Here is a 23,147-nt window from a genome sequence, read left to right as displayed (position 1 = left end):
CGGCGCGGTTGGCTAAGCTGACTCAGTGGCCGGCCGGATTCCTGATCGCGATATCGCGGCGATCCGTGAGCGCACGCAGATCGAGGACATCGTCGGCGACTACGTTCAGCTCAAGCGCGCGGGTGCCGACTCCCTCAAGGGGTTGTGCCCCTTCCATGACGAGAAGTCGCCGTCCTTTCATGTGCGGCCCAATCATGGCCAATTCCATTGCTTTGGCTGCGGTGAGGGCGGCGACGCCTACACCTTCATTCAGAAGATCGAGCACATCACGTTCGTGGAGGCCGTCGAGCGGCTGGCCGACCGCATCAACTACACCATCAACTACGAGGGTGGCGGCACGGCCGCGCAGCGTGACCGTGGCACCCGGGCACGGCTCGTCGCTGCCAACGCGGCCGCGCAGGAGTTCTATGCCTCCGCATTGGATTCGCCCGAGGCAGCACCAGCGCGTCAGTACCTGACGGAGCGCAATTTCGATGGGGCCGCCGCCAAGCAATACGGTTGCGGATACGCGCCGTCCGGGTGGGACACCCTGACAAAGCATTTGATGCGCAAGGGTTTCGAGTTCAAGGAGCTCGAAGCCGCGGGGCTGTCCCGTGAGGGCCGCCGCGGTCCGATGGACCGATTCCACCGGCGGCTGCTGTGGCCGATCCGTGCCAGCAGCGGGGAAACGATCGGCTTCGGAGCGCGCAAGATCTTCGAGGACGACACCATGCCGGGTAAGTACGTCAACACCCCGGAAACCATGCTGTACAAGAAGTCCTCGGTGCTCTTCGGTCTGGATCTGGCCAAGCGCGATATCGCCAAGGGGCATCAGGCCGTGGTAGTCGAGGGCTACACCGACGTGATGGCGATGCATCTGGCCGGGGTGACCACGGCGGTGGCGTCCTGCGGCACTGCCTTCGGTGACGAGCACCTCTCGATGCTGCGGCGTCTGATGATGGACGACTCCTACTTCCGCGGCGAGCTCATCTACGTGTTCGACGGGGATGCCGCCGGGCAGGCCGCCGCGCTGAAAGCCTTTGAGGGAGAGCAGAACCTGGCCGGCCAGTCGTATGTCGCGGTGGCCCCGGATGGAATGGATCCGTGCGATTTGAGGCTCAAGTCAGGGGAGGGGGCGCTGCGGGATCTGGTCGCGCGCCGCACTCCGCTGTTCGCCTTCGCGATCCGGACGGCACTGACGGATTCGGATCTGGAGATCGCCGAGGGGCGAGTGGACGCGTTGCGACGGTGTGTGCCGATGGTCGCCAAGATCAAGGACCCGACGCTGCGCGACGAGTACGCCCGGCAGCTGGCCGGATGGGTCGGGTGGGACGACGTGGCCCAGGTGCTCGCGCGGGTGCGGGAGGAGGCCGGTAAGGCTGCGAAGGGCGGTGCGGTGTCGCCTGACCGTCGTCCCCGCGGTTCTGAACCTGCCGCGGCACCCAAGGTCGCCATGCCCGACGCCAAGGACCCCACGTTGTGGCCGCAGCGCGAGGCACTCAAGGCCGCGCTGCAGTTCCCGGCCTTCGCCGGACCCGTGTTCGACTCGCTGACCCCCGACAGCTTCACGCACCCCGGATACGTGGCGGTGCGTACTGCGATCGAGACGGCGGGTGGTGCCGCGGCGGGGATTGTCGGTGCGGAGTGGATCGACAAGGTGCGTCAGAGCGCGTCGTCGCAGAACCAGGTGATGCTGATCAACGCCCTGACCGCCGAGGCCATCCAGGTGGATAACGATGAGCGGCTGCCGCGCTACATCGGATCGGTGCTGGCCAAGCTGCAAGAGGTGTGGGTCGGACGGCAGGTGGCCGAGGTCAAGTCCAAGCTGCAGCGGATGTCGCCGGTGGACAACGCCGACGAGTATCACGCGCTGTTCGGTGATCTGGTGGCGCTGGAGGCGTACCGGCGCAGCCTGGTGGAGCAGGTCAGCGGGGACGATCCGTCGGTGTAGCGGCGCTACTTGTTGTCGAGCTGAGGCTCGGGCTCCAAGATCATGGTCGTCTCATCGATCGGTGTGAGCTCCACCATGTGCGGATCGGGAGACAGTGAGTTGGCCAGGCGGCGACGGCTGATCTCGATCAGCTTCTTGGTCGCGGGGCTGCCGGTGACGGCCTGATACCCGTTGACGATCTGCTCGTAGCGACGACGGCCAGCCTTCGCACCCAGCACGTAGCCAGCGGCCAGCACCAACAAAACCCGAATCACGAACCCTCCACCAACTAACGAAGTTCTCCCTATCCTGCCTGACGCACCTGTGAACGGCTGAGCCAGGACACTTCCTTGTGCCCGACTATGAGCGACAACACCCTGTGCACTCCGTCTTTGTCGCTCGTAGGCGGGCGATACGGCCTGGCGACCGGTTTGGCTTTCACCCCCACCCGTAGGCTAAAGTCATGCCTCGGTTCGCGGTACAAACCGACGCGATCCGGATAGTCCCCTGTAGCTCAATTGGCAGAGCTTCCGACTGTTAATCGGACGGTTCTTGGTTCGAGTCCAAGCGGGGGAGCACAGTAGGTTCCACGCCTTGAACTCCGTCTCCTTCTGGGGGCGGAGTTTTGCTTTCACCGCCCAGCAGCAGCGTCAGCCGCCGCCGCAGGATGTCAGCAGATCTCGGCTGCGGGAGCCTCCAACGATGAGCGGTCGGGCATCATTCGTGCCTGGACCGCTTGACGGAGGCGGCTTACCGACAGACCCGCATGGCCGCTGGACTCGGTGAAACCCGAGTTCATCGACCTGGCGTTCTTCCCGGGTGGCGCCGCATCCCCGCCGACTACACGGCATCGAGCGCTGACATGGCGCGCTGGCTGGTCCACAACCTGCTGGCGATCATGTCCGAGGAGAACGCGGCCGAGTTCTACGGCGGACTCGTAGCGCTGACCAAGAAGGCGCACAGGGCGATTGACCGCCCGGAGTTGCAGCTCTTTGGGGAGTGCTCGAAGCCGATGGGGGAGAGCGACGACGGTGTCCCGCTGACGTGTGGGGTGAAGTTCTATGCAGAGAAGGGCGAGAGCGTTGTGGGATGCCCGCGGTGCCGGTCGACGTACGGCGTCGATGAACTCCGCGAGGACATGCGTGCTCGCGCGCGTGATCAGCCCATGACAGGGGCGGACGTGCTGCGCATGATGAAGCTTGCCGGCGAGGCGCCACCGCGCTCGACGTTCTACAAGGTGCTACGTCGTGTCGTGCCGCGCCTGTATCTGCATGCTGACGGGCAGCGTAATCAGCACCGGACACCGGGCTGCAAAGAGCTGTACGCCTACGACGACGTTGCAGCCAAGCGTGAACGAGAAGCCAACCCATCGAAGGCGTGAGCGGCCGCGTCAGGCGGGCTAGATGGGATCGGTGTCATATTTCAAGTTCAACCCCGCTGGAGTTGGTGATGCGAACATCGTCGTAGTCTGCGACCAATTCCACCGCAACGTAGTTCTTCTCGTAGACATCGATGCAGGGAATGTTGTAGCGAGGTTCGGTCGATGCGACAAACTCGATGGTGATCTTCTCGGTGGGTGAGAGATTCTCAAATCCTGTGCCTGGAGGCTCAAGCACCATTGTCCAGGTATCTGAGGTCGAGCACGTTACTTGGAAGGTGATGGTTGGCTTGCCTTGCGGATTGAACATGATTGCGAGGCTACGGCTTTGGGTTCGCGCCAACCAGACTGCGGCTGAGGCCCGCAATCTGGCCGACGGGGCGCAACACAAGAATCCAGGCCACGCCGCCCCTAGGGCTTACAAGCCGTGGTGACTCTCACGCCTTGCCCGGGCAGTACACCGTGTTCGCATCGTGAGTCAGTTGGGACACCTGCTGTGATGAAAGTCCCTGACTCATCAGCTGTCCGGTGATCTTCATCATGGCCAAACCGTAGGGGCTCACGCCGTAACCGATGCGCCCTTGATCTAGGGCATCGCAGGAGTCGTGGCCCGATGCGATCAACTGGGCTGGATCGCCCTCAATGCCGTGTGATGCCAGCAGCTTCAGATACTGGTCGTCAAGAGAGTCGGCATGTGCCACGCCGCTTGACATCACCAGCGCGAATAGTGCCACGACGATTGCCTTGAACATGAATCAAAACCCCCGGTCTGTCGAATGTGAAAAAGACACTCGGAAGTTTTACAGGTTGCCACAGGATTCACGCAGTGAATTCGCAGAAATGTTCGGGCCGTGCGCGCTGGCGTTAGGGTGACAGGCGGCTGCAATCCCGGTGCTGCAAAGACGGGCGATCGGGCAGGGGACACCGGGAGTTTCTTCTGCTCGCGCCCGTACCAACACTCCTAGCGATCCAGGCGACACGAAAGCGCTGAGAAGCGTTGGTGATCAGAGTGTTTCGTCCACGGCCTCCAGCTTGATCCCTAGAACTCTAGACGTTGCCAATGCTGAGCTTGTAGAAGATCTGAAGCCGGGACCGTCTTGAAGCCAAGCTGCCGTCAAACGTGCCACTAGATACCGGTCTGTCGTCAGAGTCTGGAAGTGGCGATCCGGGTTCCCGTCCTGATACTCCGCTTGGCACTGTTAACAGGTCTTCGTCGTGGAGTCGGACTACCGTGCGCGGATAAGGGACGACATTGCAGATCTGGGGGATTCAATCCAAACGCTCTTCCAAGACCGCAACCCATACTGACTGAACCGAGAAGGATGACCAGACCATGGTGAGAGACGAACCACCGAAAATTGATCCACTCAGGCCAATCCACCGGGCGATCATGAGCAACGACGTCGGAGCGTTTCGTGCTGAGGTTGCGGCCGGCGTTGACATCAACCTTCCTGGGCCAGAAGACATGACGCCGCTGCATATTGCCGCTGAACGCGGAAACATCGAAATCGCTAAGGAACTTCTCGACGCTGGCGCGAACGTTGACCCCATCAACGTCTGGGGAAACACGCCGCTGTGGATGTCAATCAGAAAACGCCGGAACTGCCCTGACGGTTCGATGATCAAACTTCTGCTCGATCGCGGTGCCAATCCGAACACTAGCGAGTCGGATAGCCCGCCAGTGCGAACTGTGAGGCTAGTGGCCGGATTTCCCGAGGAATGGGCACAAATCGTCGAGGCTAAGGCGGCGGAGATGGATACTCAGCGGTAGCTCAGCCTAGAGCGAAGCGGCGAGTATCCAAGGTGACATGGCAGTCTGCCGCCAACCGCTAAACCTGGACCGCGGACCAGCTGCGGCCTTTTGGTTACCTTCCATCACGGGTTCCCATTCTCGTCACGTGGTGTCGTCGGCCAGGCCGTATCGCGTATCGCCGGAAACCGTTGGTGCAGTTTCTTAATCAGCCGTTGCGCTTCGTAGATGTCCTTGCGCATGGCAGCCACACGGAGTCGGTGGTGCCGGTGCGGGGAGCTGTGGCGTGGGGTATGTCGGATCAGGTCTTCGGCCTCGGCCATCGACTGCGCTACTTCATTGACATGCTCATAGAGTGAGATCAGCAGTGTCCGCGCTTGCGCCACGGACGAGTCCTCCGCCACCGCACCATGCTCTCATCTATTTGCTAATCCCGCTTTCTTGAACTCCGGGAAAATTGTGTACGGTCGTTCTGAAAACTGTGGGCTGGTCGACAGCTAGTTACCAAGGGGCCTTTCGGATCGACGTTTTCCATCATCAAGGCTACGTTTAGCTGGTGGCTATCAGGAAACACCACGATCGGTGGCCCGGCATCGAGATAGCTGAGCCGAATCCTCTCCGTTGCGTAGCGAAATGGTGGTACTGCTAGTACGGTTACTTCGCCATGGTTGCTAGCCGATGGCCACACGCAGGCGGCTTTCGAGGCTGTCCGGGGAAGGGGAGTGGGTGGTACGCGCCATATGGGAGTTCGAACATCCGCGCACACAGGTGTGGGACGCGATCATCGATCCAGAGCAATGGCCTGTGAGCGTGCGGGGATTCCGCCCAGAACTTGGCGCGAAGTTCGTCATCGGATCGATGCCGGCGGTGGGGACGGGATACGCGGGGACGCTGGAATGTCACGTCGTGGAATTGGCGGCGGGCGAGTTCATTTCGGTTGATTCGTTCGCGCCCAAGAGTGATGGACCCGGTACCCATTGGCGATTGACCGGCGAGCTGTATGAGCGTGGCTGCGGTACGTCGGCGGTCACGAACATCTATGGGGTGGACACACAGGATCCTGAGCAGCGGGTGCTGCTGCACCTCGTCAGCCGGGTCATCTTCTGGATCTACGGGCACGCGGGTGAGGACTTGGACGAAATGAAACGGCCAACGCGCAGTCTTCCCGACGCGGTTCGATAGGCGACCGGGGTCACGTCAACGCCGTGTTCAGCGCAGGCGACCAGAGCTATCCTGGAAATATGAAGCGACCACGAAATGTGGCGCGAACTCTCTGCTCGGCACTCATTGTCGGAGCTCTGGCTTCAGCGCCATTGATCTTGCCCAGCCCCGCGGCGGGTACCGCGCAGGCGACCGTCTGCGCCTCGGCCGGAGGCACCACCAAATGTGAGGGTGTGCCCAGCTCGGCCTGGTATGGCTACGGCTACTACCCGCCCGGCGGGTACTGGGGTGCGCCCGGGTACCCGCCCCTTGCTGCCGGGGCGGGCATCCCGGTACGGCCTATCCCTTAACGGCGTTGACGGCCTTCACGAAGACGTCAGAGAGCTCGTTGCGGTCGACATCACCCATGCCGGACACCGACACAGCGTGGTGGTCATCGAGCTGAGCGGAGTAGGCGATCTGCACCATCTCCTTCTCCATGCCGGGCGCGCTGATCTTGATGTTCGTTGAGGTACCCGTCGTCTTCACGCCATCGATGGCCGGCGCGTCGATCTTCTCGCCGGTGCCCTCGGCCATGCCGGCGATCGACAGGCTGAACTTGTCGCACGCTCCACCGGTGGTGTCCTCGGGGATCGCGCTGACCGTCTGCATGGCCGCGGCGATGATCATCGTCTTGGACATCGGGTCGCCATTGCCCTTGGCGCCGGTAACACCCTGCATGGACGTACCGGTCACTTGTGGGAACGCGCCCAGCATCTTGTCGGCGCATTCCTGCGGGGTGAAGGTGGCCTTGTCGAAGATGCCCTTCATCTGATCGAGCATCTCTTGGGTCACCGTGGTCTTGGGCTGTACCTCGACGGTGTACCCCGCGGGGAACTGGTCCTTGATGGCGTCGATCTTGGCGATGTCGAAGCTGCTGGCGGCCACCGCGGAGGTGGTGGCGCTGCTGCTGGCTGAAGAGCTCGCGGACTCGTCCTTCTTGTCATTGCTCGAACACGCAAGCATCAGCCCGCCGGCCAACACCGCGGTGCCGAAAACAGTCAGTGAACGCTTCATATCGGTAATTCCCCTCTGAGCAGTGCGTTTTCAGCTACCTGGAAGTAGATTCATTCATCGTGGCACTCGACGGCTCTGCGGAATCTGCCGAACTACCGCATGAATTTGACCACACGCACCCAGACGTGTCCGGGGGATGGTTGCGTGCGGCCACGTTCGGCGCCATGGACGGCCTGGTTACCAACACTGCTCTGGTCGCCGGCGTGGGTGCCAGCGGCCTCGACACTCAGGCGATCGTGTTGACCGGGGCCGCCAGCCTGGTGGCGGGCGCGTTCTCGATGGCGCTCGGCGAATTCACGTCGGTATCGACCTCCAACTCGCAGATCGAGCATGAGGCGAGCGTGGAACGTCGCGCCATTCAGCTGCACCCCGATGCCGAGAAGAAGGAGCTTATCGCCATGCTCGGCGATATCGGGCTCTCGCCGCAGACGGCGACCGCGGCCGCCGACGAGATCCACCAGGACGAGAACACCGCGGTGACGATTCACCTCACCCGCGAGCTCGGCATCAATCCCAACGAGACGCCGTCGCCGTGGGTGGCCGCGATCTCGTCGTTCGTGACGTTCTCGGTGGGCGCGGTGGTGCCGCTGATCCCATTCCTGCTGGGATTCGCGTCACTCCTGGCCGGTCTGGTCTGCGGAGGAGTGGGTCTGGTGATCGCCGGATGGGTCGCCGGGCGCTTCACAGCGCGAGCCCCGTGGCTGAGTGCCTTGCGACAGTTGACGTTTGGTGCCATCGCTATCGGCGCCACCTACGTGATAGGTCATCTGATCGGCGTCGCAGTGAATTAGCGGTGCGCCGGGCGAAGCTGAGAATGTCCTGAGAGCGGGCAAACCTGCTGGCAGAATTGTGAAGTGAATTTCACCAGGGTGCCTCTGAAACCCGATGAACTGGCTCAAGCGGCCGTCATGGCCGCGCTCACCGCCGCCATGGTCATCGTCGGGGTCGCCCTGCCGATTTTGGGTGCCGTGCAACTACTCGGCGCCGTACCCATGGGCTTGCTGGGATATCGCTACCGCGTCCGCGTGCTGCTGGCCGCCGCCGTAGCCGGCGGCGTCATCGCCTTCCTGCTGGCCGGGCTCGGCGGTCTCATCGCCATGGCCAATTGCGTGTACATCGGTGGCCTCACCGGCGTGGTGCGCCGCCGCGGACACGGCATGCCCCTGCTGACGGTGCTCGGGGTCATCTGCAGCGCGATCATCGCGGCGTTGGCGGTCGGTGCGCTGGCCCTGCTGGACCGCATGCGCAACCTGCTCTTCGACGCGCTGCGCGCCTCGCTGGAGGGCCTGTTCAAGATGATCGCTCACCTTCCGCATTTGGAAGCCGTGGGTGTGAACGCGACGAGCGCGATCGACTTCGCGATACGCAACTGGGTGTGGTTCATCGGTGGCATCGTCTTCGTCTTCGTGCTGTTCAACGCGCTGTTTGGCTGGTGGGTACTCTCTCGCGTGATCCATCGCTTGGCGGTGATCCCCGACGTGCACCAGCTCGACCCACCGACGCCCGCGGGTGCGGTGGGTCCGGTGCCCGCGCGCCTACGGGATGTGCGATTCCGGTATCCGCGTGGTGAATCCGATGCGCTGGCCCCGCTTTCAATGAGCATCGAGGTCGGCGAGCATGTCGCGATCACCGGTCCCAACGGATCGGGCAAGAGCACCCTGATGCGCATCCTGGCGGGGCGTGAACCCACATCGGGGGAAATCGAGCGGCCGGGTTCGGTGGGGCTCGGCGCCATCGGTGGCACCGCAATCGTCATGCAGCACCCCGAAAGTCAGGTGCTGGGTACCAAGGTCGCCGACGACGTGGTGTGGGGTCTGCCCGCCGATCACGACGTCGACATCGAGGGTCTGCTGCGCGAGGTCGGTCTGGACGGGATGGGCCAGCACAGCACCTCCTCGCTCTCGGGTGGCGAGCTGCAACGACTGGCGGTGGCCTCGGCCCTGGCGCGCGACCCCGCGCTATTGGTGGCTGACGAGATCACCAGCATGGTCGACCCGAAGGGGCGCGAGGACCTGCTGGGCGTGCTGTCACGGCTCACCGCGCAGCACCGGATGTCGGTGGTGCACATCACCCATTTCCAGTCCGAGGCCGCTGCCGCCGACCGGGAGATCGCCCTGCGCGCGGTCAACGGCAAGACGGCGCGCACGGCGATACAGACCGTGCCGGTGCCCACCACCACGGCAGCGCGGCCCGACGTCGAGTCGCCCGTTGTTCTCGAGTTCGATTCCGTGGCGCACCAGTACGCCAGCGGAACTCCCTGGGCGAAAACGGCATTGCACGACGTGTCGCTGGCGGTGCACGAGGGCGATGGTGTGCTGATCCATGGCGGTAACGGGTCGGGCAAGTCGACGCTGGCCTGGATCGCGGCAGGACTCACCAAGCCAACCTCGGGGCAGTGCCTACTGGACGGCAAGCCGGTGTCCGAGCAGGTGGGCTCGGTGGCCATCAGTTTCCAGGCCGCGCGGCTGCAGCTGCTGCGCAGCCGCGTTGACTATGAAATAGCCTCGGCGGCAGGGTTTTCCGCCCGTGACACCGACCGGGTGGTGCACGCCCTCGCCAGCGTCGGGCTGGAGGCGGACCTGCTCAAGCGCCCCATCGATCAGCTCAGCGGAGGCCAAATGCGCCGCGTGGTGTTGGCCGGGCTGTTGGCGCGTTCTCCGCGTGCCCTGATTCTCGACGAGCCTCTGGCGGGGCTGGACGCCGAGTCGCAGGCCGGGCTGCTGCGACTGCTGATTCAGGTACGCGAGCGGGAAAGGCTCACCATCGTCGTCATTTCGCATGACTTCGATGGCATGCAGGAACTGTGTCCGCGGACTGTGCATCTGCAATCCGGCGTGCTGCTGGCCGAATCGGTGGGCTCGGGGAACCGCTCATGACGACGACACGTGCACCGCGCCGCCCGGTGGTACTGCTGCGGCCTGTCCCCGGCACCTCCCCGATCCACGAGCTGTGGGCCGGAACCAAACTTGTTGCGGTCTTCCTTATTTCGGTGCTGCTGACGCTGTTCCCCACCTGGACGGCTATCGGCGCGGTGGCGGCTCTGGTGATCCTCACTGCGTGGTTGGCCCATATCCCGCGCGGTGCGATGCCCACGATCCCGATCTGGATGGTGGCCTTGGTGATCGGTGGCAGCCTCACGGTGTTCTTCAGCGGCGGGCCGCCCTTCTGGCATATCGGCGGGATGACTATCGGATTCCACGGTGTGCTCGCAGTGGCGCGCACCACCGCGGTGGCGATCGTGCTGCTCGGTACGGGAGCCATGGTGTCGTGGACCACGAATGTCTCCGAGATCGCGCCCGCTGTGGCCATGCTGGGGCGACCATTGAAGGTCTTCGGGATTCCGGTCGACGAGCGCGCCGCCACCCTGGCGCTCGCGCTGCGCTCGTTCCCCATGTTGTCCGACGAGTTCCGGGTACTCATCGCCGCTCGCAGGTTGCGTCCGCCTCAGGTGCGCGAGGGCAGGCGCGGGCTGCGGTGGGTAGCCGAGGTGGTCGACATGCTTACCGCGGCAATCACCGTCGCCCTGCGACGCGCCTCCGAGATGGGGGATGCCATCACCGCGCGCGGTGGCACTGGGCAGATTGCGGCGCATCCGACGCGGCCGGGCCTGCGTGATGCGGTTGCGCTGCTGATCATCATTGCGATCGGGACCGCCGTCGTGTTGTTCGAGGTGCTGTAGTGCGAGGCTTACCTTTTGGCGGCGTTTAACGCCTTTGTTGCAGTGGCCCTTGCTCTTTCGATGGCAAGCCACGTCGTCGTCGGTGGGTGCCGCGTCGATGTCTGGTATCCCAAGTTGGCGTGAGAAGCGGCGTCCGCTGCGCGGTTGTCCGCCGCGGTTGGGCACCTTCGATAGACGATGCCGTTGGACTAGGCGTTCCTCGGGGCGAAGCTCGGCGGTGAGCGTTGAGTCGGCCGGTACCGGATCCATGACCGTCGCTACCTGTTCCATCCTGCCATGATCTTGAATTTGCTGCTGCCGCCATCTGGTCGATATTCCATCCGCCGTGCTGGTTGATAGGTGGCGAGATCCCAGGTTGTTGATCTCAGCTCGTTGTATTTGCCATATGGCTCGACAGTCGTGATATGCATGCGTATTGTCCTCATTAACTAGTTGCCATACATGGCTGGAGGGGTCAGTGATGCGTGCAGAGTTGGACGAGAAGCCCATCGTTAGGGCGGATTCTCTCGCTAATAGAGAGTTCGCTAAAATGAACTGGTCGGCGGGTTTCACGAGTCGCCGGGTCGCTGCGGCGATCGCGGGTGTGGTCGTCGCAACGGGTGCGGTCGCCGGGCTCCACGGCCTCCATCGGACCGGTGAAGGGGTAGGAGCTTGGCTTGTTTGGGCAGCTGAGTTGTTGATCTTGCTGATCGCTTTGAGCGGCGGGATCAAGTTGGCTGTTTGGGGGCGCCAGCCGATCATTTCGGCGATGTTCAGTGCGGTCGAGACTCGAGTCGGGGAGCCGACGCGGGCGGTACTCGCCGCGCTGAGCCTGCTTGCAGGTGCTGTTGGCACTTGGTGGGTTTTCCGGGGCGGTTATCTCGCGTGGTGGGCGTCGGCGACAGGGCAGAGCACGTGGTCGATCGCGATGGGCGCGGGTCAGCTACTCGTCGCGGTCGTGTCGGGTGCCGCGCTGTTCACGGGCGGCCGGTATTTGTTCGGGCTTGCCCGAGAGGCGTTAGTCGATGCCGGTTTGGCTGGAGTGCGTTCTCGGCGGGGACGAGCCGGCCAGCAAGATACCCGGAGCTGGCACCCGGGGTTGGTGGGTGTTTTGGTGGCAGGCGCGGTTGGCTTGATTGCGCTGGCGGCCTGGCTCGCCCCCACGTTGGCGCCGGTGGTGATGGGACCGCAGCTCTTTACCGCAGCAGGTGCGATCGCGGTCATGCTTGCGGTGGCAGTGTGTTCGAATGCCGGTCTCTGGAACGGTCTTGCAGGCCTGTATAGGTGGGCTGCGGGCGGCTCGCAGAAGGCAGGTGCGACTGCGGGTGTTGTTGCGGTGCTGATGTTTTCCGCAGGCGGTCTGGGCTTAGGTTGGTTTACCCCGGCAACGGTGCCGCAGGCTCATGCTGCGTGCCCGCCAGATTGCGGTGGCAGCCCTGGCGGTAATGACGGTCCGCCTGGGGGCGGGCAGCTGTTTCAGCCGCCTCAGATGCCGAATCAGATGCCCGACTACCAGGGCTCCAACTCAGGCATGCCGGGTCTGGACCAGAACAACGGCATCAGCATCTACAACCAGCAGCCCGCTCGGGGCGCGAACGCCTCGAGCCCAAGCAACAGCGGCTCGGCGCAGCAGGGGTTGTCGCCTGGGCAGAACGCTGATGGCTCGTGGCAGCGGGCGGCCAACGGTGAGCAGATCCCGAACTATCAGAACGCCACCCCCTACACCCAAGGGCCCGGTACGCCGAATCCGGAGTACAACGGTGGACAAGCCAACCCTGGCACTAATACGGGATCGCAAGGTGGGCAACCGAATCAGGGCGTGCAGCAGCCCGCGCAACAACCGCAACAGCCGGGGCAGCAGAACTCTGGGCAGCAGCCGAATCGGTCGTCGGATCAACAAAAGATCGATGACTTGACACGTCAGCTGCAAGATCGGCAGCAGCAGGCAGGCCAGGATCGTCAGCGTCTGGACGATCTCACCAAGCAGCTGCAACAGCAGAAGCAGAACAAGCAGCAGCAGCCGCCGAAGTTCCCGTCGAAGGACAAGAAAAAGGACGACAAGGACGACGAGCGGGATAGCGACCAGCAGTCTGGCGATAACGATCTGACGGCGTTGTTGTTGGGTGCGGCTTCGACGCGCCGCCGCAAGCAAGATGAACAGCAAGGGCCGGACACCGAGGCGCTGGGGCAGGATGCATCGCAAGCGGTGCAGGGGCTTCCGGGCGATATTCAGACATATGTGCAGTCGGGTCAGCAGATCGGGCAGTCATCTGGGCAGGCCGCCCAGGGCTTCGGCTCGGCCGCCCAGGCCGGCGCCTCGTTGGCTTCCTCGGCGCAGTCCGGTGCGGTGAATCCGCAGGATGCGATCACGCTGGTGCAGGGCGCTGCTCAGGGCATCCAGGGCACGGCCGACGCTGTCAATGCGGGCAGCCAGATCGTGAAAACCGCTCAGAAGGAAGCCGATCAAGTCGCTCAAACAGTCGGCGATGTCAATCCACAACTCAAACCCCAGGCCGAGCAGTTCACGCAGCTCAACGACCAAGCATCACAGGTCACCGATCTTGTGGGGCAAGGCTCCCAGCTCACCTCGCAAGGAGCCGGGGCGGTCAACTCTGTCTCTAGCCTCGGTGCAGGTGGGGTTCCCGCTGATCCATCCGAATCATTGTCGGGGGCCACCAACAGTGCGGATCTTGTTTCTGCCGTGACCAATTCAGAAACCGGCGAGGTGGATACCCAGTCTCTGGCGTGGTTGGTGATGGATGCCGACCGCCAGGATCCAGCTCGAAGCGATGCTGCCTACCAGGAAATCAGTTCGGCCCTCGCAGAGCGTGATCCAGGTTTTGTCGACCAGTTCAACAACGACCTTGTGCAGGAAGCATCCAATTTCCCGACGGTGCCAGGTACAGGTGTTGCGGAGGGTGTCCGACATGCAGGGTACAAGACACTGGTCAAGAATCCAGAGCTGACCGTGCGCTGGGAATTCACGAGAAGCCCTTGGAACGAGGGCGGAGGGTTTTCCGGTCCACTGCGACAGATGTTGGAAAGCCATGGGATTGAGGTTGATCCGACCATATACCCCAAACCGCCTGGTGGAGTAGGCAAGAATTCTGGAAAGACGATGGGCCAGGCGAACAACATCAATGGCGCCGAAGCCGAACACGAGACCGCCAAGCGGTATCAGGCCCCCGGCAATGTTGTGCAGGAGCAAATGCAGGTACTCCAGAACGGTAAGCGGGTCCCGGTGACCCCAGGGGAGCCGTATCCGACAGGATCACGTCGTGTTGACGTCCAAGTAGACCAACCGAACCCGGCAGACCCCCGGAATGCCAAACGCATCGATATTGAATCCAAGCTAGGTAAGACGAATAGCAGCAACGACCCAGAAAGCTTGATCCGGAGTGAGGCCGAGCGAGATGGTCAGCGACTATCCGATAACAAGGCGCTGAGGGCAGCGGGCCAGACCCTGGAGAAAGTTGGCAAGGTCGCACGCCCCATCGGAGTGGTGGTAGATGCGGTTCAGCTCGGTGAGGCGTTTCATGCCGACGGAAACCGTGTTGGGGAAAAGACGGTGGAGGCGGGCGTCAATCTTGCCGGCGGAGCGGCCGGGGCATGGGCCGGTGCCGAAATAGGTGCCTCGATAGGCTCTGTGGTCCCTGGGGCAGGCACCGTGGTCGGTGGGATCATTGGAGGCGTTATCGGTGGTGTCGCCGGTAGCGGCCTGGCAAGCAAGGGATGGAGCGCTGTCAAAGGCTTGTTCAGTTAGCAATTGCGGATAGATTGGATTAGACGTGTTCGGACTGTTTCGCCGTCGACCAGACGGTTCGGACGGCGGTCGCCTACAGCGGCTGCTTGATGACTATCCGCCCTATGAGACTCCCTTTACCGGACCACCGCAGACATTGAACGTGGCTCAATGTGAAGCCAATCTGAAGTATTTGCTTGACCAGCGAGCCGCGAGGCTTGAGATTTTGGCAGATCTGTTGCGGGAATTCGATGTCGATCTACACGCGGGGCTGGCGGCAGCTGACCCGGATGCTTTCCTAGCAGAACTGGATCAGTGGGCACGTACGCAGTGGCCCAGTGTCCATGTCTCGACATTCTCGGCCAGCCCGGAAGCGTGGTTACCGCTACGCAAGGAGGGCGAGCACATTGTGTTGGCGATGCTGATGGACGTCGCCATCGCCCTGGGCCAAGTCGTCATCGATAAACGTCCAGGGTATGACTGGCGCCTCGACCTCGCCAAGCAAAATCGCAACCGAGATAGCTATCGGCGGGTGGTTGTTGCGAGGGCACTGGAAGATCCACTGTGGACAGAAATGTCAGTGGATTTCGAAGCCCAATGCATCTATGACTTCCATACAATTGGCCGCGGGCTAGCCAGCGGTCGCACTCTTGGCTACTCGGCTCAAGTGGCCATCAGTGGCGGGTATGACGCGTACACGGCGTCACGGGAAGCAAGCGTACCCAGGCAGGTGGCAACTGGCCCTCACGCTTATGACAAAGCTAAAAACCATGTCAACTCCTTGCAGGAAGATCAGGGCTTTACCAGCGAACAAGCAAACGAGCAGGCTCCTGTATTGGGCGCATTCTTCCTTGGCTGGCTGGCCTCACGCGGTCTCTTGAGTCCTCGCCAGGCCAAGAACGCTCGCCGCGAAGTCGACTCCTACCTAGAACACCGTCACACCGCAGTTGATCTTTACAGGTTCTTTGACTACAGCCTCATCGATGACATGCTTGCCGCCGAGGCAAATGCGTTCGCCCGCAGTTATTTCGATAGCTCTTCCGGCTACTACGCCGACCTTACGTCGCTAGCGCAAGACCTGCCGTCCTACTTTCATGTGCCCTACACCTTCGAAAACCAAGCACGCATCGACGCAATCCTCGACGAACGCTATGCACAATGGAAAGCCGACCATCTATCGCATTAAACCGTGGCGGGAGTCGGCTTCGCCGAACTGTCGCTAACCGCGGTCGTGTTGTTCGAGGTGCTGTAGCGGCGCTACTTTTCCAGCGCCGTGTTCGCCGCCTGCTGCGCTTGTTGTAATGCACTGCGCACATCGAGGCGTCCCAGGAACATTTCGGCGAAATACGGCTTCAGCGCGGCGAATCCGGCTCCGAATCCTTGCCCGCCCGGTGCGGCGATCTGCGCACCGTTCAGCACCTGAAAGAACGGGGCGACGTCGACACCCCGGGCGGTCCAATGCTGGAAGTACGGCTCACGCGCACCCAGCACCGCGGGGATCGCCGAGCCGCTGCGACCCAGGAAGGCGTTGCCCTCGGTGCTACCCATCCAGGCCAGCACTCGCTTGGTTGCCTCGATGTGGGGGGATGACGAATTAGCGGCGGCCACAATGCCGTTGGTGACGCTGACCCGGCCTTCCGGCCCGGCAGGCATCATCGCCACACCCCACGGGAAGCTGGCGTTCGCCTGGATTTGGGCCAGGTTGTAGGTGCCCGATTGAAACAGCGCCATCCGTCCCTGCAGGAACTGGTTGCGTGAGAAGTCGTTGTTGGCGTTGGTGTCGGCGGCCGACGGAGCCACCTTGTCGACGTTGATGAGCTGCACCAGGTAGGTGAACGCCATCTCGGCTCGAGGATTGGCGAACGCGAACTTGTCGCCGGCCTGGAAGACGGCCCCCGCCGACCCGAGGTAGTTCAGGTAGATGCCCTGCAGATCGTTGGCGGCGTTGTAGGCCCAATGCCCGGGCCCGGTGAGCCGGTGCAGCATCGGGCGCAGGGTATCGACGGCGGGGTCGGCGTCCCATCGCAGCTCCGCCAGCTCGGCCGGATCCACCTGCGCCTCGTCGAGAAGATTCTTGTTGTAGTACAGCGCAATCCCGGCGTCGCTGAGCTGAGGGACACCCCACAGCTTGCCGCCGCGGGTGAATTGGGCGACGACCGAGGGATCCCAATCCTCTTGCGGATCAACGGGGACGAGGTTCCCGGTGTCGGCGTAATCGGACAGGTAGGCGTTACTGAGCCAGAAGATATCGTCGGCGCCATGCCCGGCCACATCGGTGCGCAGGCTGTTGAAGTAACTCGCATACGACGTCACCGTGACCGCGACCTCGATCCCGGGATCGCGCCGGGTGAACTCATCGAACGAGCTGCGGTACGCCTCGGCCACCCGCTCATCCCACACCCGGACGGTGACGACCGTTTTCCCGTGCGGTGTCTTCGGAATCCCTAGCCATCCCGCGATTCCGAACAGCAGCAGCGCGATCAGCCCCAGAGTCAGGGCGGCGCGGGTGGAGGATTTCATCACTTGAGTCCGCTCAAGGTGATGGAACTGACGATGTACTTCTGGAAAGCCACGAACAGGATCACCAACGGCACGATCGCCACGGTGGTCGCCGCCATCACGATGGGCCACTGCGCGTTGAACTGAGACTGCAGCCCGGCGGTCGCGACGGTGAGCACCCGCCAGTTGTTTCCGCTGGTGATCACCAACGGCCACATGAAGTTGTTCCACTGCGACACCACGGTGATGAGTGTCAGCGTGATGAGAATGGGGCGGCTGACCGGCACCACCACATGCCACAGAATGTCGAGCGTGTTGGCGCCATCCAGGCGGGCCGCGCGGATCAGGTCGTTGGGAATGGTGCGGAAATGCTCACGCAGCAGGAAGATCGCGTAGGGCGATCCGAACATGAACGGGATGACCAACGCCCAGAACGTGTTCCGAAGCCCAACCTGTGTCAGCATCAGATACATCGGCACCACGGTCACCGTCGCCGGAATCATCAGCGTGGCCAGATACACCCAGAACAGTCCATCACGCCCCGGGAACTGCAGCCGTGCAAAGGCATACGCGGCCAGGACGGAGAACGTCAGCTGGCCGATCACGATGATCGCCGTCATCAACACCGTCACCAGGGCGGCGCGTCCGAACCCGGCGTCGGCCAGCCCCGTGTAGTTGGCGATGGTGAACGGATTGGGCGGCGCCAGGGGAGAATCGGTCGCGAATTGCCGTGTCGATTTCAGTGAAGCCGAGAGCGCCAACAGGAACGGGCCCAGCGTAAGGACAGCGCCGAGGGTCAGCAGCAGATAGACCGCGCCGTTTCTACACCAGGTCATAGCTCACCCGCGTCCGGAAGTAGCGGTGCTGAATCACCGTGACAGCGACCAGGATCAGAAACAGGATCAGCGACATGGCGGCCGAGCGTCCCACGTGGGCGGACTCGAAGGCCTCGGCATACACGCGGTGCGCGGCCAGATCGGTGCGGTTCTGCGGGCCGCCGCTGGTGAGTGCATACACGGTGTCGAAGGTCTGCACCGCACCCACCACCCCGGTGACCAGAACGAAGAAGAACGTGGGCCGCAGCATCGGCAGGGTGATGCGGCGGAACCGCTGCCAGGCCGTCGCGCCGTCCACCCGGGCCGCGTTGTGCACATCGCCTGGGATGGCCAGCAGACCCGCCATGAAGAACAGCGCCACATAGCCGACATTCGTCCACACACTGACCGCCGCCACCACCGGCAGCGCCAACGTCGGATCGGTGAGCCACTCGATGCGCTGCCCGAGCAGAGCGCCGATCGCTCCGTCGGTGGGCGCCAGCATCCAATGCCACAGCACGCCGATGGCCAGGGGCGCGCAGATCCACGGGATGACGTAGATGGTCCGGAACAGCACGGTGCCGGGCAGGCCGCGTACCAGCAGTGTTGCCGCCAAGAGTCCGAGGGCCGTCTGCGCCGGGATCACCAGCGCCACGAAAATCAGCGTCACCAGCAGAGAGTGGCCAAAGGCGCCGTCGGTGAGCACCGAGCGCCAGTTGTCCAGGCCGATGAACTCGATGGGGCCCAGCAGATCCCAGCGGCACAGACTCAGCCACACCACCACCAGGATCGGTAGAAGTAGAAACGCTGCCACGCCGAACAGGCTCGGGGCCAGTAGCCCGTACGCGAGCGCAGAACGTCGGAGACCTGCGCGGTGTTCCTGCACGGGGACATTAAACCGTGGACGCCACCGGTAGCGTTGAGCGCGTGACTCGGTCCGTAGATCCCGATTTCCTGGCGCTGCCTCGCGCCGCACTCGCCGACGCTGCCCTGAACGCGGCGCGCGCCGCCGGTGCCAGCTATGCCGACCTTCGCATCCACCGGCTGATCAACGAGGAGCTGGTGCTGCGCGACGAGCAGGTCGAGACGGCGGTGTCCGGACGCACCATCGGTCTGGCGGTACGGGTGATCGTCGACGGAACCTGGGGATTCGCCTCACATGTCCAGCTCGACACCACCGCCGCGGCCGAGACCGCCCGCCGGGCGGTGGCCGTTGCCCGCGGGCTGCGCAGCCTGAACCGCGAGCGTGTCGAGCTGGCGGCCGAGCCCGTCTATGCCGACGTTCAGTGGGTGTCCGAATATGAGATCGATCCGTTCGGGGTGCCGCAGGCTGACAAGATCGCGGTGCTGCAGGAGTATTCGGCACGGCTGCTGGCCTCCGACGGGGTGGACCACGCCTCGGCGACCCTGACGGCGGTCAAGGAGCAGACCTTCTACGCCGACACCTTCGGCTCATCCATTACCCAGCAGCGGGTCCGGGTCATGTCGCAGCTGGACGCGATCGCCGTTGATGCTGCCACCGGATCCTTCGAGACCATGCGCACCCTGGCCCCGCCGATGGGCCGTGGCTGGGAGGCCATCGGTAGCGACGGGGTGTGGGACTGGAGCACCGAGCTGCGCGAGATCCCGGAGCTGCTGACCGAGAAGGTGAAGGCGCCCAGCGTTGTGGCCGGCCCCACCGACCTGGTGATCGACCCGACCAACCTGTGGCTGACCATCCACGAATCCATTGGCCACGCCACCGAATACGACAGGGCCATCGGCTACGAGGCCGCGTACGCGGGCACCTCGTTCGCGACCCCGGACAAGCTCGGCGCCATGAAGTACGGCTCGCCGGTCATGAACGTCACCGCCGACCGTAACGAAGTGCACGGCCTGGCCTCCGTCGGCTACGACGACGAGGGGGTGGCCTCGCAGCGCTGGGATCTGGTGCGCGACGGCATCTTCGTCGGCTACCAGCTGGACCGCGTGTTCGCACCCCGACTGGGACAGGAGCGTTCCAACGGCTGCTCGTACGCGGACTCGCCGCATCATGTGCCGATCCAGCGGATGGCCAATGTGTCGCTGCAGGCCTCCCCGGACGAGCGCAGCACCGACGATCTGATCTCCGGTGTGGAGGACGGCATCTACATCGTGGGCGACAAGTCATGGTCAATCGACATGCAGCGCTACAACTTCCAATTCACCGGGCAGCGGTTCTACCGCATTCGCGGCGGCAAGCTGGACGGCCAGCTGCGTGACGTCGCCTACCAGGCCACCACCACCGATTTTTGGGGTTCGATGGAAGCCGTTGGCGGCCAATCGACCTGGCGCCTGGGTGGCGCGTTCAACTGCGGTAAGGCCCAGCCCGGACAGGTGGCGGCGGTGAGCCACGGCTGCCCGTCGGCGCTGTTCCGCGGCGTCAACGTTCTGAACACCAAGCAGGAAGGTGGTGCCGCGTGATCCCCGCACAGCAGGTCGCCGAGGATGTCCTGGCCGAGGCCGCGCGGCGCGGCGGCGCCGACGACACCATCGTCTTGATCCAGGACAGCAGCGAGGCATCGCTGCGCTGGGCGGGCAGCTCCATGACCACCAACGGCGAGTCGGTTAAGCGCGGCATTGCGGTGGTATCGATTCTGCGGCAAGGGGATCAGACCCGGGTCGGTTCGGTGCTCACCGAGGATGCCGATCCGGCCGCGCTCGCAGATCTGGTGGCGGCCAGTCAGGCCGAGGCCGCGTCGGCGCCGCCGTCACGCGATGCCATGCCGCTGCTCGGTCCCGGCGATGGGGCGGGGGAGAGCTGGGATGCGGCGATCTCACCGACCAGCGCCGACGTGTTCGGATCGCTGGCCGCTGATCTGTCGACGGGTTTTGACGGCCCCGACACCCTGTACGGATACGCGCGCCACGAACGCCAGACCACATTCCTGGCCTCGTCCACCGGGCTGCGCCGCAGGTTCACCCAGCCGACGGGCCAGGTGGAGATCAACGCCAAACGCGGTGTGGGCAGTGCCTGGGCCGGGGTGTGCACCCCCGAATTCGTGGATGTGCCCACCGAATCACTGCTGCGCCAGCTCAGTGAGCGGCTCACGGCCGCACAGAATCAGATTGAGCTCAAGGCCGGACGCTACGAGACGCTGCTGCCGCCGTCGGCCACCGGCGACCTGATGCAGTACCTGGTGTGGACGATGGGCGGGCGCGGCGCGCACGAGGGACGCAACGCCTTCGCCGGGCCCGGCGGCACCCGGATCGGGGAGCGGCTCACCGAGCTGCCGGTCACGGTGTACTCGGACCCGTCGTACCCAGGGCTGGAGAGCAGCCCGTTTGTGGCGACCCCCATTTCGCGGGAATCGTTGTCGGTCTTCGACAATGGCGTGGGCATCGAGCGGGTCGACTGGGTGCGCGACGGCGTGATCAACGCACTGAGCTACTCGCGTGCCGACGCCGCCGAATTCGGTGCAGCCCCCACGGTGGGCGCCGACAACCTCATCATGACCGGCGGAGGCGGGGCGACACTGGAGGAAATGATCACCGCCACCGAGAACGGGCTGCTGCTGACCACGCTGTGGTACATCCGCGATGTGGACCCGACGACGCTGCTGCTGACCGGGCTGACCCGCGACGGGGTGTACCTGGTGCGCGACGGCCAGATCACCGGCGCCGTCAACAACTTCCGGTTCAACGAGAGCCCGATCGACTTGTTGCGGCGGGTGTCGCAGGTGGGCGTCACCGAGTACACGCTGCCGCGCGAGTGGAGCGATTACGCGACGCGCCAGGCCATGCCGGCACTGCGGATCCCGGACTTCCACATGTCTTCGGTCAGCGCCGCGCAGTAGGGCTTTGTGCGCCGAAACCGAGGTTGTGGCGGATTCGTCTTGCACATATTCGCCGCAACCTCGGTCTCGCCGAGGCGAGGAGCTAGCAGCGCTACTCCAGGAGCAGCAGCACCTGCAGCTCGCCGATGAAGTAACCGAGCACGGCACCGACGGTGACGAGTTTCCATTCGTCCTGTTTGAACGCCGGGCGCAGCAGCCCCTCGAACTCGTCGTCGGTCATCGTCGCCATCTTGGTTTCCATAAGCTCGGGCAGCGCCATGGCATTGGCGGCCATCGATCCGAACTCCGAGGAACGCTCGCGCATGGTCGCGATGACCCGCTGGGCGACTTGCTGTTTCACCGCCTCATAGCGATCATTGCCGACGGCGAACGCCACGATGGGTTTGGCGATTCCCGTGGCGTTGTCGATGGCACGCTGGATCTGCTGGCTGATGAGCGACATGAAGCGATCCGAGCGCGGGCCGGTAAGCAGGTCTTCGAGAAGGTTCTCGGGCGTGAGGATCTCGTTGGAGATCAATTGTGTGTAGTCGCGGGTGACCTCGGCCCGGCGCTTATGGAACAGGCCCTGCCAGGTGAACAGTCCGAGATAGCGTTTCGGCTTCTTGGGGCGGAAGATCATCTGCAGGGCCAGCCAGTCGGTGAACAGGCCGGTGAAGGCACCGAAGAGCGGCATGATCCACGGCGAGTGGGTCAGCGCCCACGTCACCGCCTGCACCAGACCCAGAACGAATCCGAACGGAATGCCAATCCGCACAATGAATTGCATCTCGTTGCGGCCGACCGTGCGAATCATCTTGACGGTCATGGACTTGTCCCTGGTGAGGGCGTTGACCGCGACGGTGTTGAGATTGACGATGGCGTCGAGGTTGTCGCGCAACTCGGTCTTGAACTGTGCGAGCAGCTCGGGTACCGCGTCCTCGACCCGGCGGATCACGGTGTCCTGCACAGCCTGTGGCAGCGACACCCAGACCGTCGGGGCCAGCGACAACATGAGCTCGCGGGTCACCTCGTCGATCATGTTGCGCAACGGCTGGCGCATCTTGTCGATCAGGTCATCGACATCGAGCTGGTCGATGAGCTCCTTCGGATCGATGAGCCGTTCCATGAGCAGTGACACCGCGCTCTGTGCCATGCGCGCGGCATTGCGCGGGATGATGCCCTGCCAGCCCAGGTAGGGCGGGATGCCGACGAACTCCAGCGGGCGGAACATCATCTCGACGGCCACCAGCTTGGTGACGTACCCGATGAGCGCGGCGATGAAGGGCATCGACAGGTAAACGACCCAATGTTCGGCCATGTCGTGGGCGACATCGAGCCAGAAGTTCACGCGCCGATCGTAGGCGCGTTATCGCAGCTCGCGAGGC

General features: G+C 63.6%; 21 protein-coding genes and 1 tRNA gene. 13 read left to right on the top strand and 9 right to left on the bottom strand.

What is annotated here, in order from left to right:
- Window positions 1-25 precede the first annotated feature (25 nt).
- On the top strand, window positions 26-1,930 hold the full coding sequence (gene dnaG, locus B4383_RS13825; RefSeq protein WP_078290970.1) for a DNA primase: 1,905 nt from the start codon (window positions 26-28) through the stop codon (window positions 1,928-1,930).
- A gap of 5 nt (window positions 1,931-1,935) precedes the next feature.
- Here the strand turns inward: dnaG and B4383_RS13820 are convergent, their stop codons facing one another.
- The gene (locus tag B4383_RS13820) at window positions 1,936-2,184 is read right to left on the bottom strand and encodes a hypothetical protein (RefSeq protein WP_030095233.1); all 249 of its coding nucleotides are present in this window, start codon (window positions 2,182-2,184) and stop codon (window positions 1,936-1,938) included.
- A gap of 228 nt (window positions 2,185-2,412) precedes the next feature.
- Between B4383_RS13820 and B4383_RS13815 the strand changes: the two genes are divergently transcribed.
- Window positions 2,413-2,485: transfer RNA gene (locus B4383_RS13815), tRNA-Asn, on the top strand.
- A gap of 190 nt (window positions 2,486-2,675) precedes the next feature.
- Complete coding sequence (locus B4383_RS13810) at window positions 2,676-3,290, top strand: hypothetical protein (RefSeq protein WP_078290968.1); 615 nt, start codon at window positions 2,676-2,678, stop codon at window positions 3,288-3,290.
- 34 nt (window positions 3,291-3,324) lie between these two features.
- Here B4383_RS13810 and B4383_RS13805 read toward each other — a convergent pair whose 3' ends face one another.
- Window positions 3,325-3,597, bottom strand: coding sequence for a hypothetical protein (locus tag B4383_RS13805; RefSeq protein WP_139360767.1), 273 nt, complete (start codon window positions 3,595-3,597; stop codon window positions 3,325-3,327).
- A 127-nt stretch (window positions 3,598-3,724) separates the two neighbouring features.
- Complete coding sequence (locus tag B4383_RS13800; RefSeq protein ID WP_078290963.1) at window positions 3,725-4,039, bottom strand: DUF732 domain-containing protein; 315 nt, start codon at window positions 4,037-4,039, stop codon at window positions 3,725-3,727.
- 581 nt (window positions 4,040-4,620) lie between these two features.
- Here B4383_RS13800 and B4383_RS13795 point away from each other — a divergent pair.
- Window positions 4,621-5,058, top strand: a complete 438-nt coding sequence (locus B4383_RS13795) for an ankyrin repeat domain-containing protein (RefSeq protein ID WP_078290960.1) — start codon at window positions 4,621-4,623, stop codon at window positions 5,056-5,058.
- Between the two features lie 104 nt (window positions 5,059-5,162).
- Here B4383_RS13795 and B4383_RS13790 read toward each other — a convergent pair whose 3' ends face one another.
- Window positions 5,163-5,441 carry a hypothetical protein gene (locus B4383_RS13790; RefSeq protein WP_286150626.1) on the bottom strand — a complete coding sequence of 93 codons (279 nt, stop codon included), beginning with the start codon at window positions 5,439-5,441 and terminating at the stop codon, window positions 5,163-5,165.
- Between the two features lie 322 nt (window positions 5,442-5,763).
- On the opposite strand from B4383_RS13790, the gene B4383_RS13785 reads away from it, so the two are divergent.
- Both B4383_RS13785 and B4383_RS26335 read left to right on the top strand, forming a co-directional pair.
- Window positions 5,764-6,219: an SRPBCC domain-containing protein gene (locus tag B4383_RS13785; RefSeq protein ID WP_078290958.1), complete on the top strand. Its 456-nt coding sequence runs from the start codon at window positions 5,764-5,766 to the stop codon at window positions 6,217-6,219.
- Window positions 6,220-6,278: 59 nt separating this feature from the next.
- Window positions 6,279-6,548 (top strand): hypothetical protein, encoded by a 270-nt coding sequence (locus B4383_RS26335; protein ID WP_134148696.1) that lies wholly within the window; start codon window positions 6,279-6,281, stop codon window positions 6,546-6,548.
- Here the strand turns inward: B4383_RS26335 and B4383_RS13780 are convergent.
- Complete coding sequence (locus B4383_RS13780) at window positions 6,538-7,254, bottom strand: DUF5642 family protein (protein ID WP_078290955.1); 717 nt, start codon at window positions 7,252-7,254, stop codon at window positions 6,538-6,540. The two genes, B4383_RS26335 and B4383_RS13780, sit on opposite strands and share 11 nt — an antisense overlap.
- A gap of 59 nt (window positions 7,255-7,313) precedes the next feature.
- On the opposite strand from B4383_RS13780, the gene B4383_RS13775 reads away from it, so the two are divergent.
- The 5 genes from B4383_RS13775 to B4383_RS13755 all read left to right on the top strand — a co-directional run bounded on the left by B4383_RS13775 (window position 7,314) and on the right by B4383_RS13755 (window position 15,840).
- Window positions 7,314-8,045 (top strand): VIT1/CCC1 transporter family protein, encoded by a 732-nt coding sequence (locus B4383_RS13775; RefSeq protein WP_078290953.1) that lies wholly within the window; start codon window positions 7,314-7,316, stop codon window positions 8,043-8,045.
- Between the two features lie 84 nt (window positions 8,046-8,129).
- The gene (locus B4383_RS13770) at window positions 8,130-10,130 is read left to right on the top strand and encodes an ATP-binding cassette domain-containing protein (protein ID WP_078291257.1); all 2,001 of its coding nucleotides are present in this window, start codon (window positions 8,130-8,132) and stop codon (window positions 10,128-10,130) included.
- Complete coding sequence (locus B4383_RS13765; RefSeq protein WP_078290951.1) at window positions 10,127-10,933, top strand: energy-coupling factor transporter transmembrane protein EcfT; 807 nt, start codon at window positions 10,127-10,129, stop codon at window positions 10,931-10,933. The genes B4383_RS13770 and B4383_RS13765 overlap by 4 nt, the downstream gene beginning before the upstream one ends.
- A gap of 460 nt (window positions 10,934-11,393) precedes the next feature.
- Complete coding sequence (locus tag B4383_RS13760) at window positions 11,394-14,675, top strand: methyl-accepting chemotaxis protein (RefSeq protein ID WP_078290948.1); 3,282 nt, start codon at window positions 11,394-11,396, stop codon at window positions 14,673-14,675.
- Window positions 14,676-14,700: 25 nt separating this feature from the next.
- Entirely contained in the window at window positions 14,701-15,840 is a 1,140-nt protein-coding gene (locus B4383_RS13755; protein ID WP_078290945.1) for a hypothetical protein, read from the top strand.
- Window positions 15,841-15,911: 71 nt separating this feature from the next.
- Here the strand turns inward: B4383_RS13755 and B4383_RS13750 are convergent, their stop codons facing one another.
- Genes B4383_RS13750 through B4383_RS13740 form a run of 3 tightly spaced genes read right to left on the bottom strand, consistent with a single transcriptional unit; the run spans window position 15,912 to window position 18,854 of the window.
- Complete coding sequence (locus B4383_RS13750) at window positions 15,912-17,174, bottom strand: sugar ABC transporter substrate-binding protein (RefSeq protein WP_078290942.1); 1,263 nt, start codon at window positions 17,172-17,174, stop codon at window positions 15,912-15,914.
- On the bottom strand, window positions 17,174-17,989 hold the full coding sequence (locus B4383_RS13745; RefSeq protein ID WP_078290940.1) for a carbohydrate ABC transporter permease: 816 nt from the start codon (window positions 17,987-17,989) through the stop codon (window positions 17,174-17,176). The genes B4383_RS13750 and B4383_RS13745 overlap by 1 nt, the downstream gene beginning before the upstream one ends.
- The gene (locus B4383_RS13740) at window positions 17,976-18,854 is read right to left on the bottom strand and encodes a sugar ABC transporter permease (RefSeq protein WP_078290938.1); all 879 of its coding nucleotides are present in this window, start codon (window positions 18,852-18,854) and stop codon (window positions 17,976-17,978) included. Before B4383_RS13740 ends, B4383_RS13745 begins: the two co-directional genes overlap by 14 nt.
- 41 nt (window positions 18,855-18,895) lie before the next feature.
- Between B4383_RS13740 and B4383_RS13735 the strand changes: the two genes are divergently transcribed.
- Window positions 18,896-20,410 carry a TldD/PmbA family protein gene (locus B4383_RS13735; protein ID WP_078291256.1) on the top strand — a complete coding sequence of 505 codons (1,515 nt, stop codon included), beginning with the start codon at window positions 18,896-18,898 and terminating at the stop codon, window positions 20,408-20,410.
- Window positions 20,407-21,783 carry a metallopeptidase TldD-related protein gene (locus tag B4383_RS13730; RefSeq protein ID WP_078290936.1) on the top strand — a complete coding sequence of 459 codons (1,377 nt, stop codon included), beginning with the start codon at window positions 20,407-20,409 and terminating at the stop codon, window positions 21,781-21,783. The genes B4383_RS13735 and B4383_RS13730 overlap by 4 nt, the downstream gene beginning before the upstream one ends.
- Window positions 21,784-21,874: 91 nt before the next feature.
- Here the strand turns inward: B4383_RS13730 and B4383_RS13725 are convergent, their stop codons facing one another.
- Entirely contained in the window at window positions 21,875-23,110 is a 1,236-nt protein-coding gene (locus B4383_RS13725) for a DUF445 family protein (protein ID WP_217697791.1), read from the bottom strand.
- Window positions 23,111-23,147: the final 37 nt, after the last annotated feature.

This window comes from Mycobacterium sp. D16R24, assembly GCF_002013385.1.
Lineage (GTDB): Bacteria > Actinomycetota > Actinomycetes > Mycobacteriales > Mycobacteriaceae > Mycobacterium.
The sequence above is the reverse complement of the archived record's forward strand: the minus strand, read 5'-3'. Positions and strand labels throughout refer to the sequence as shown.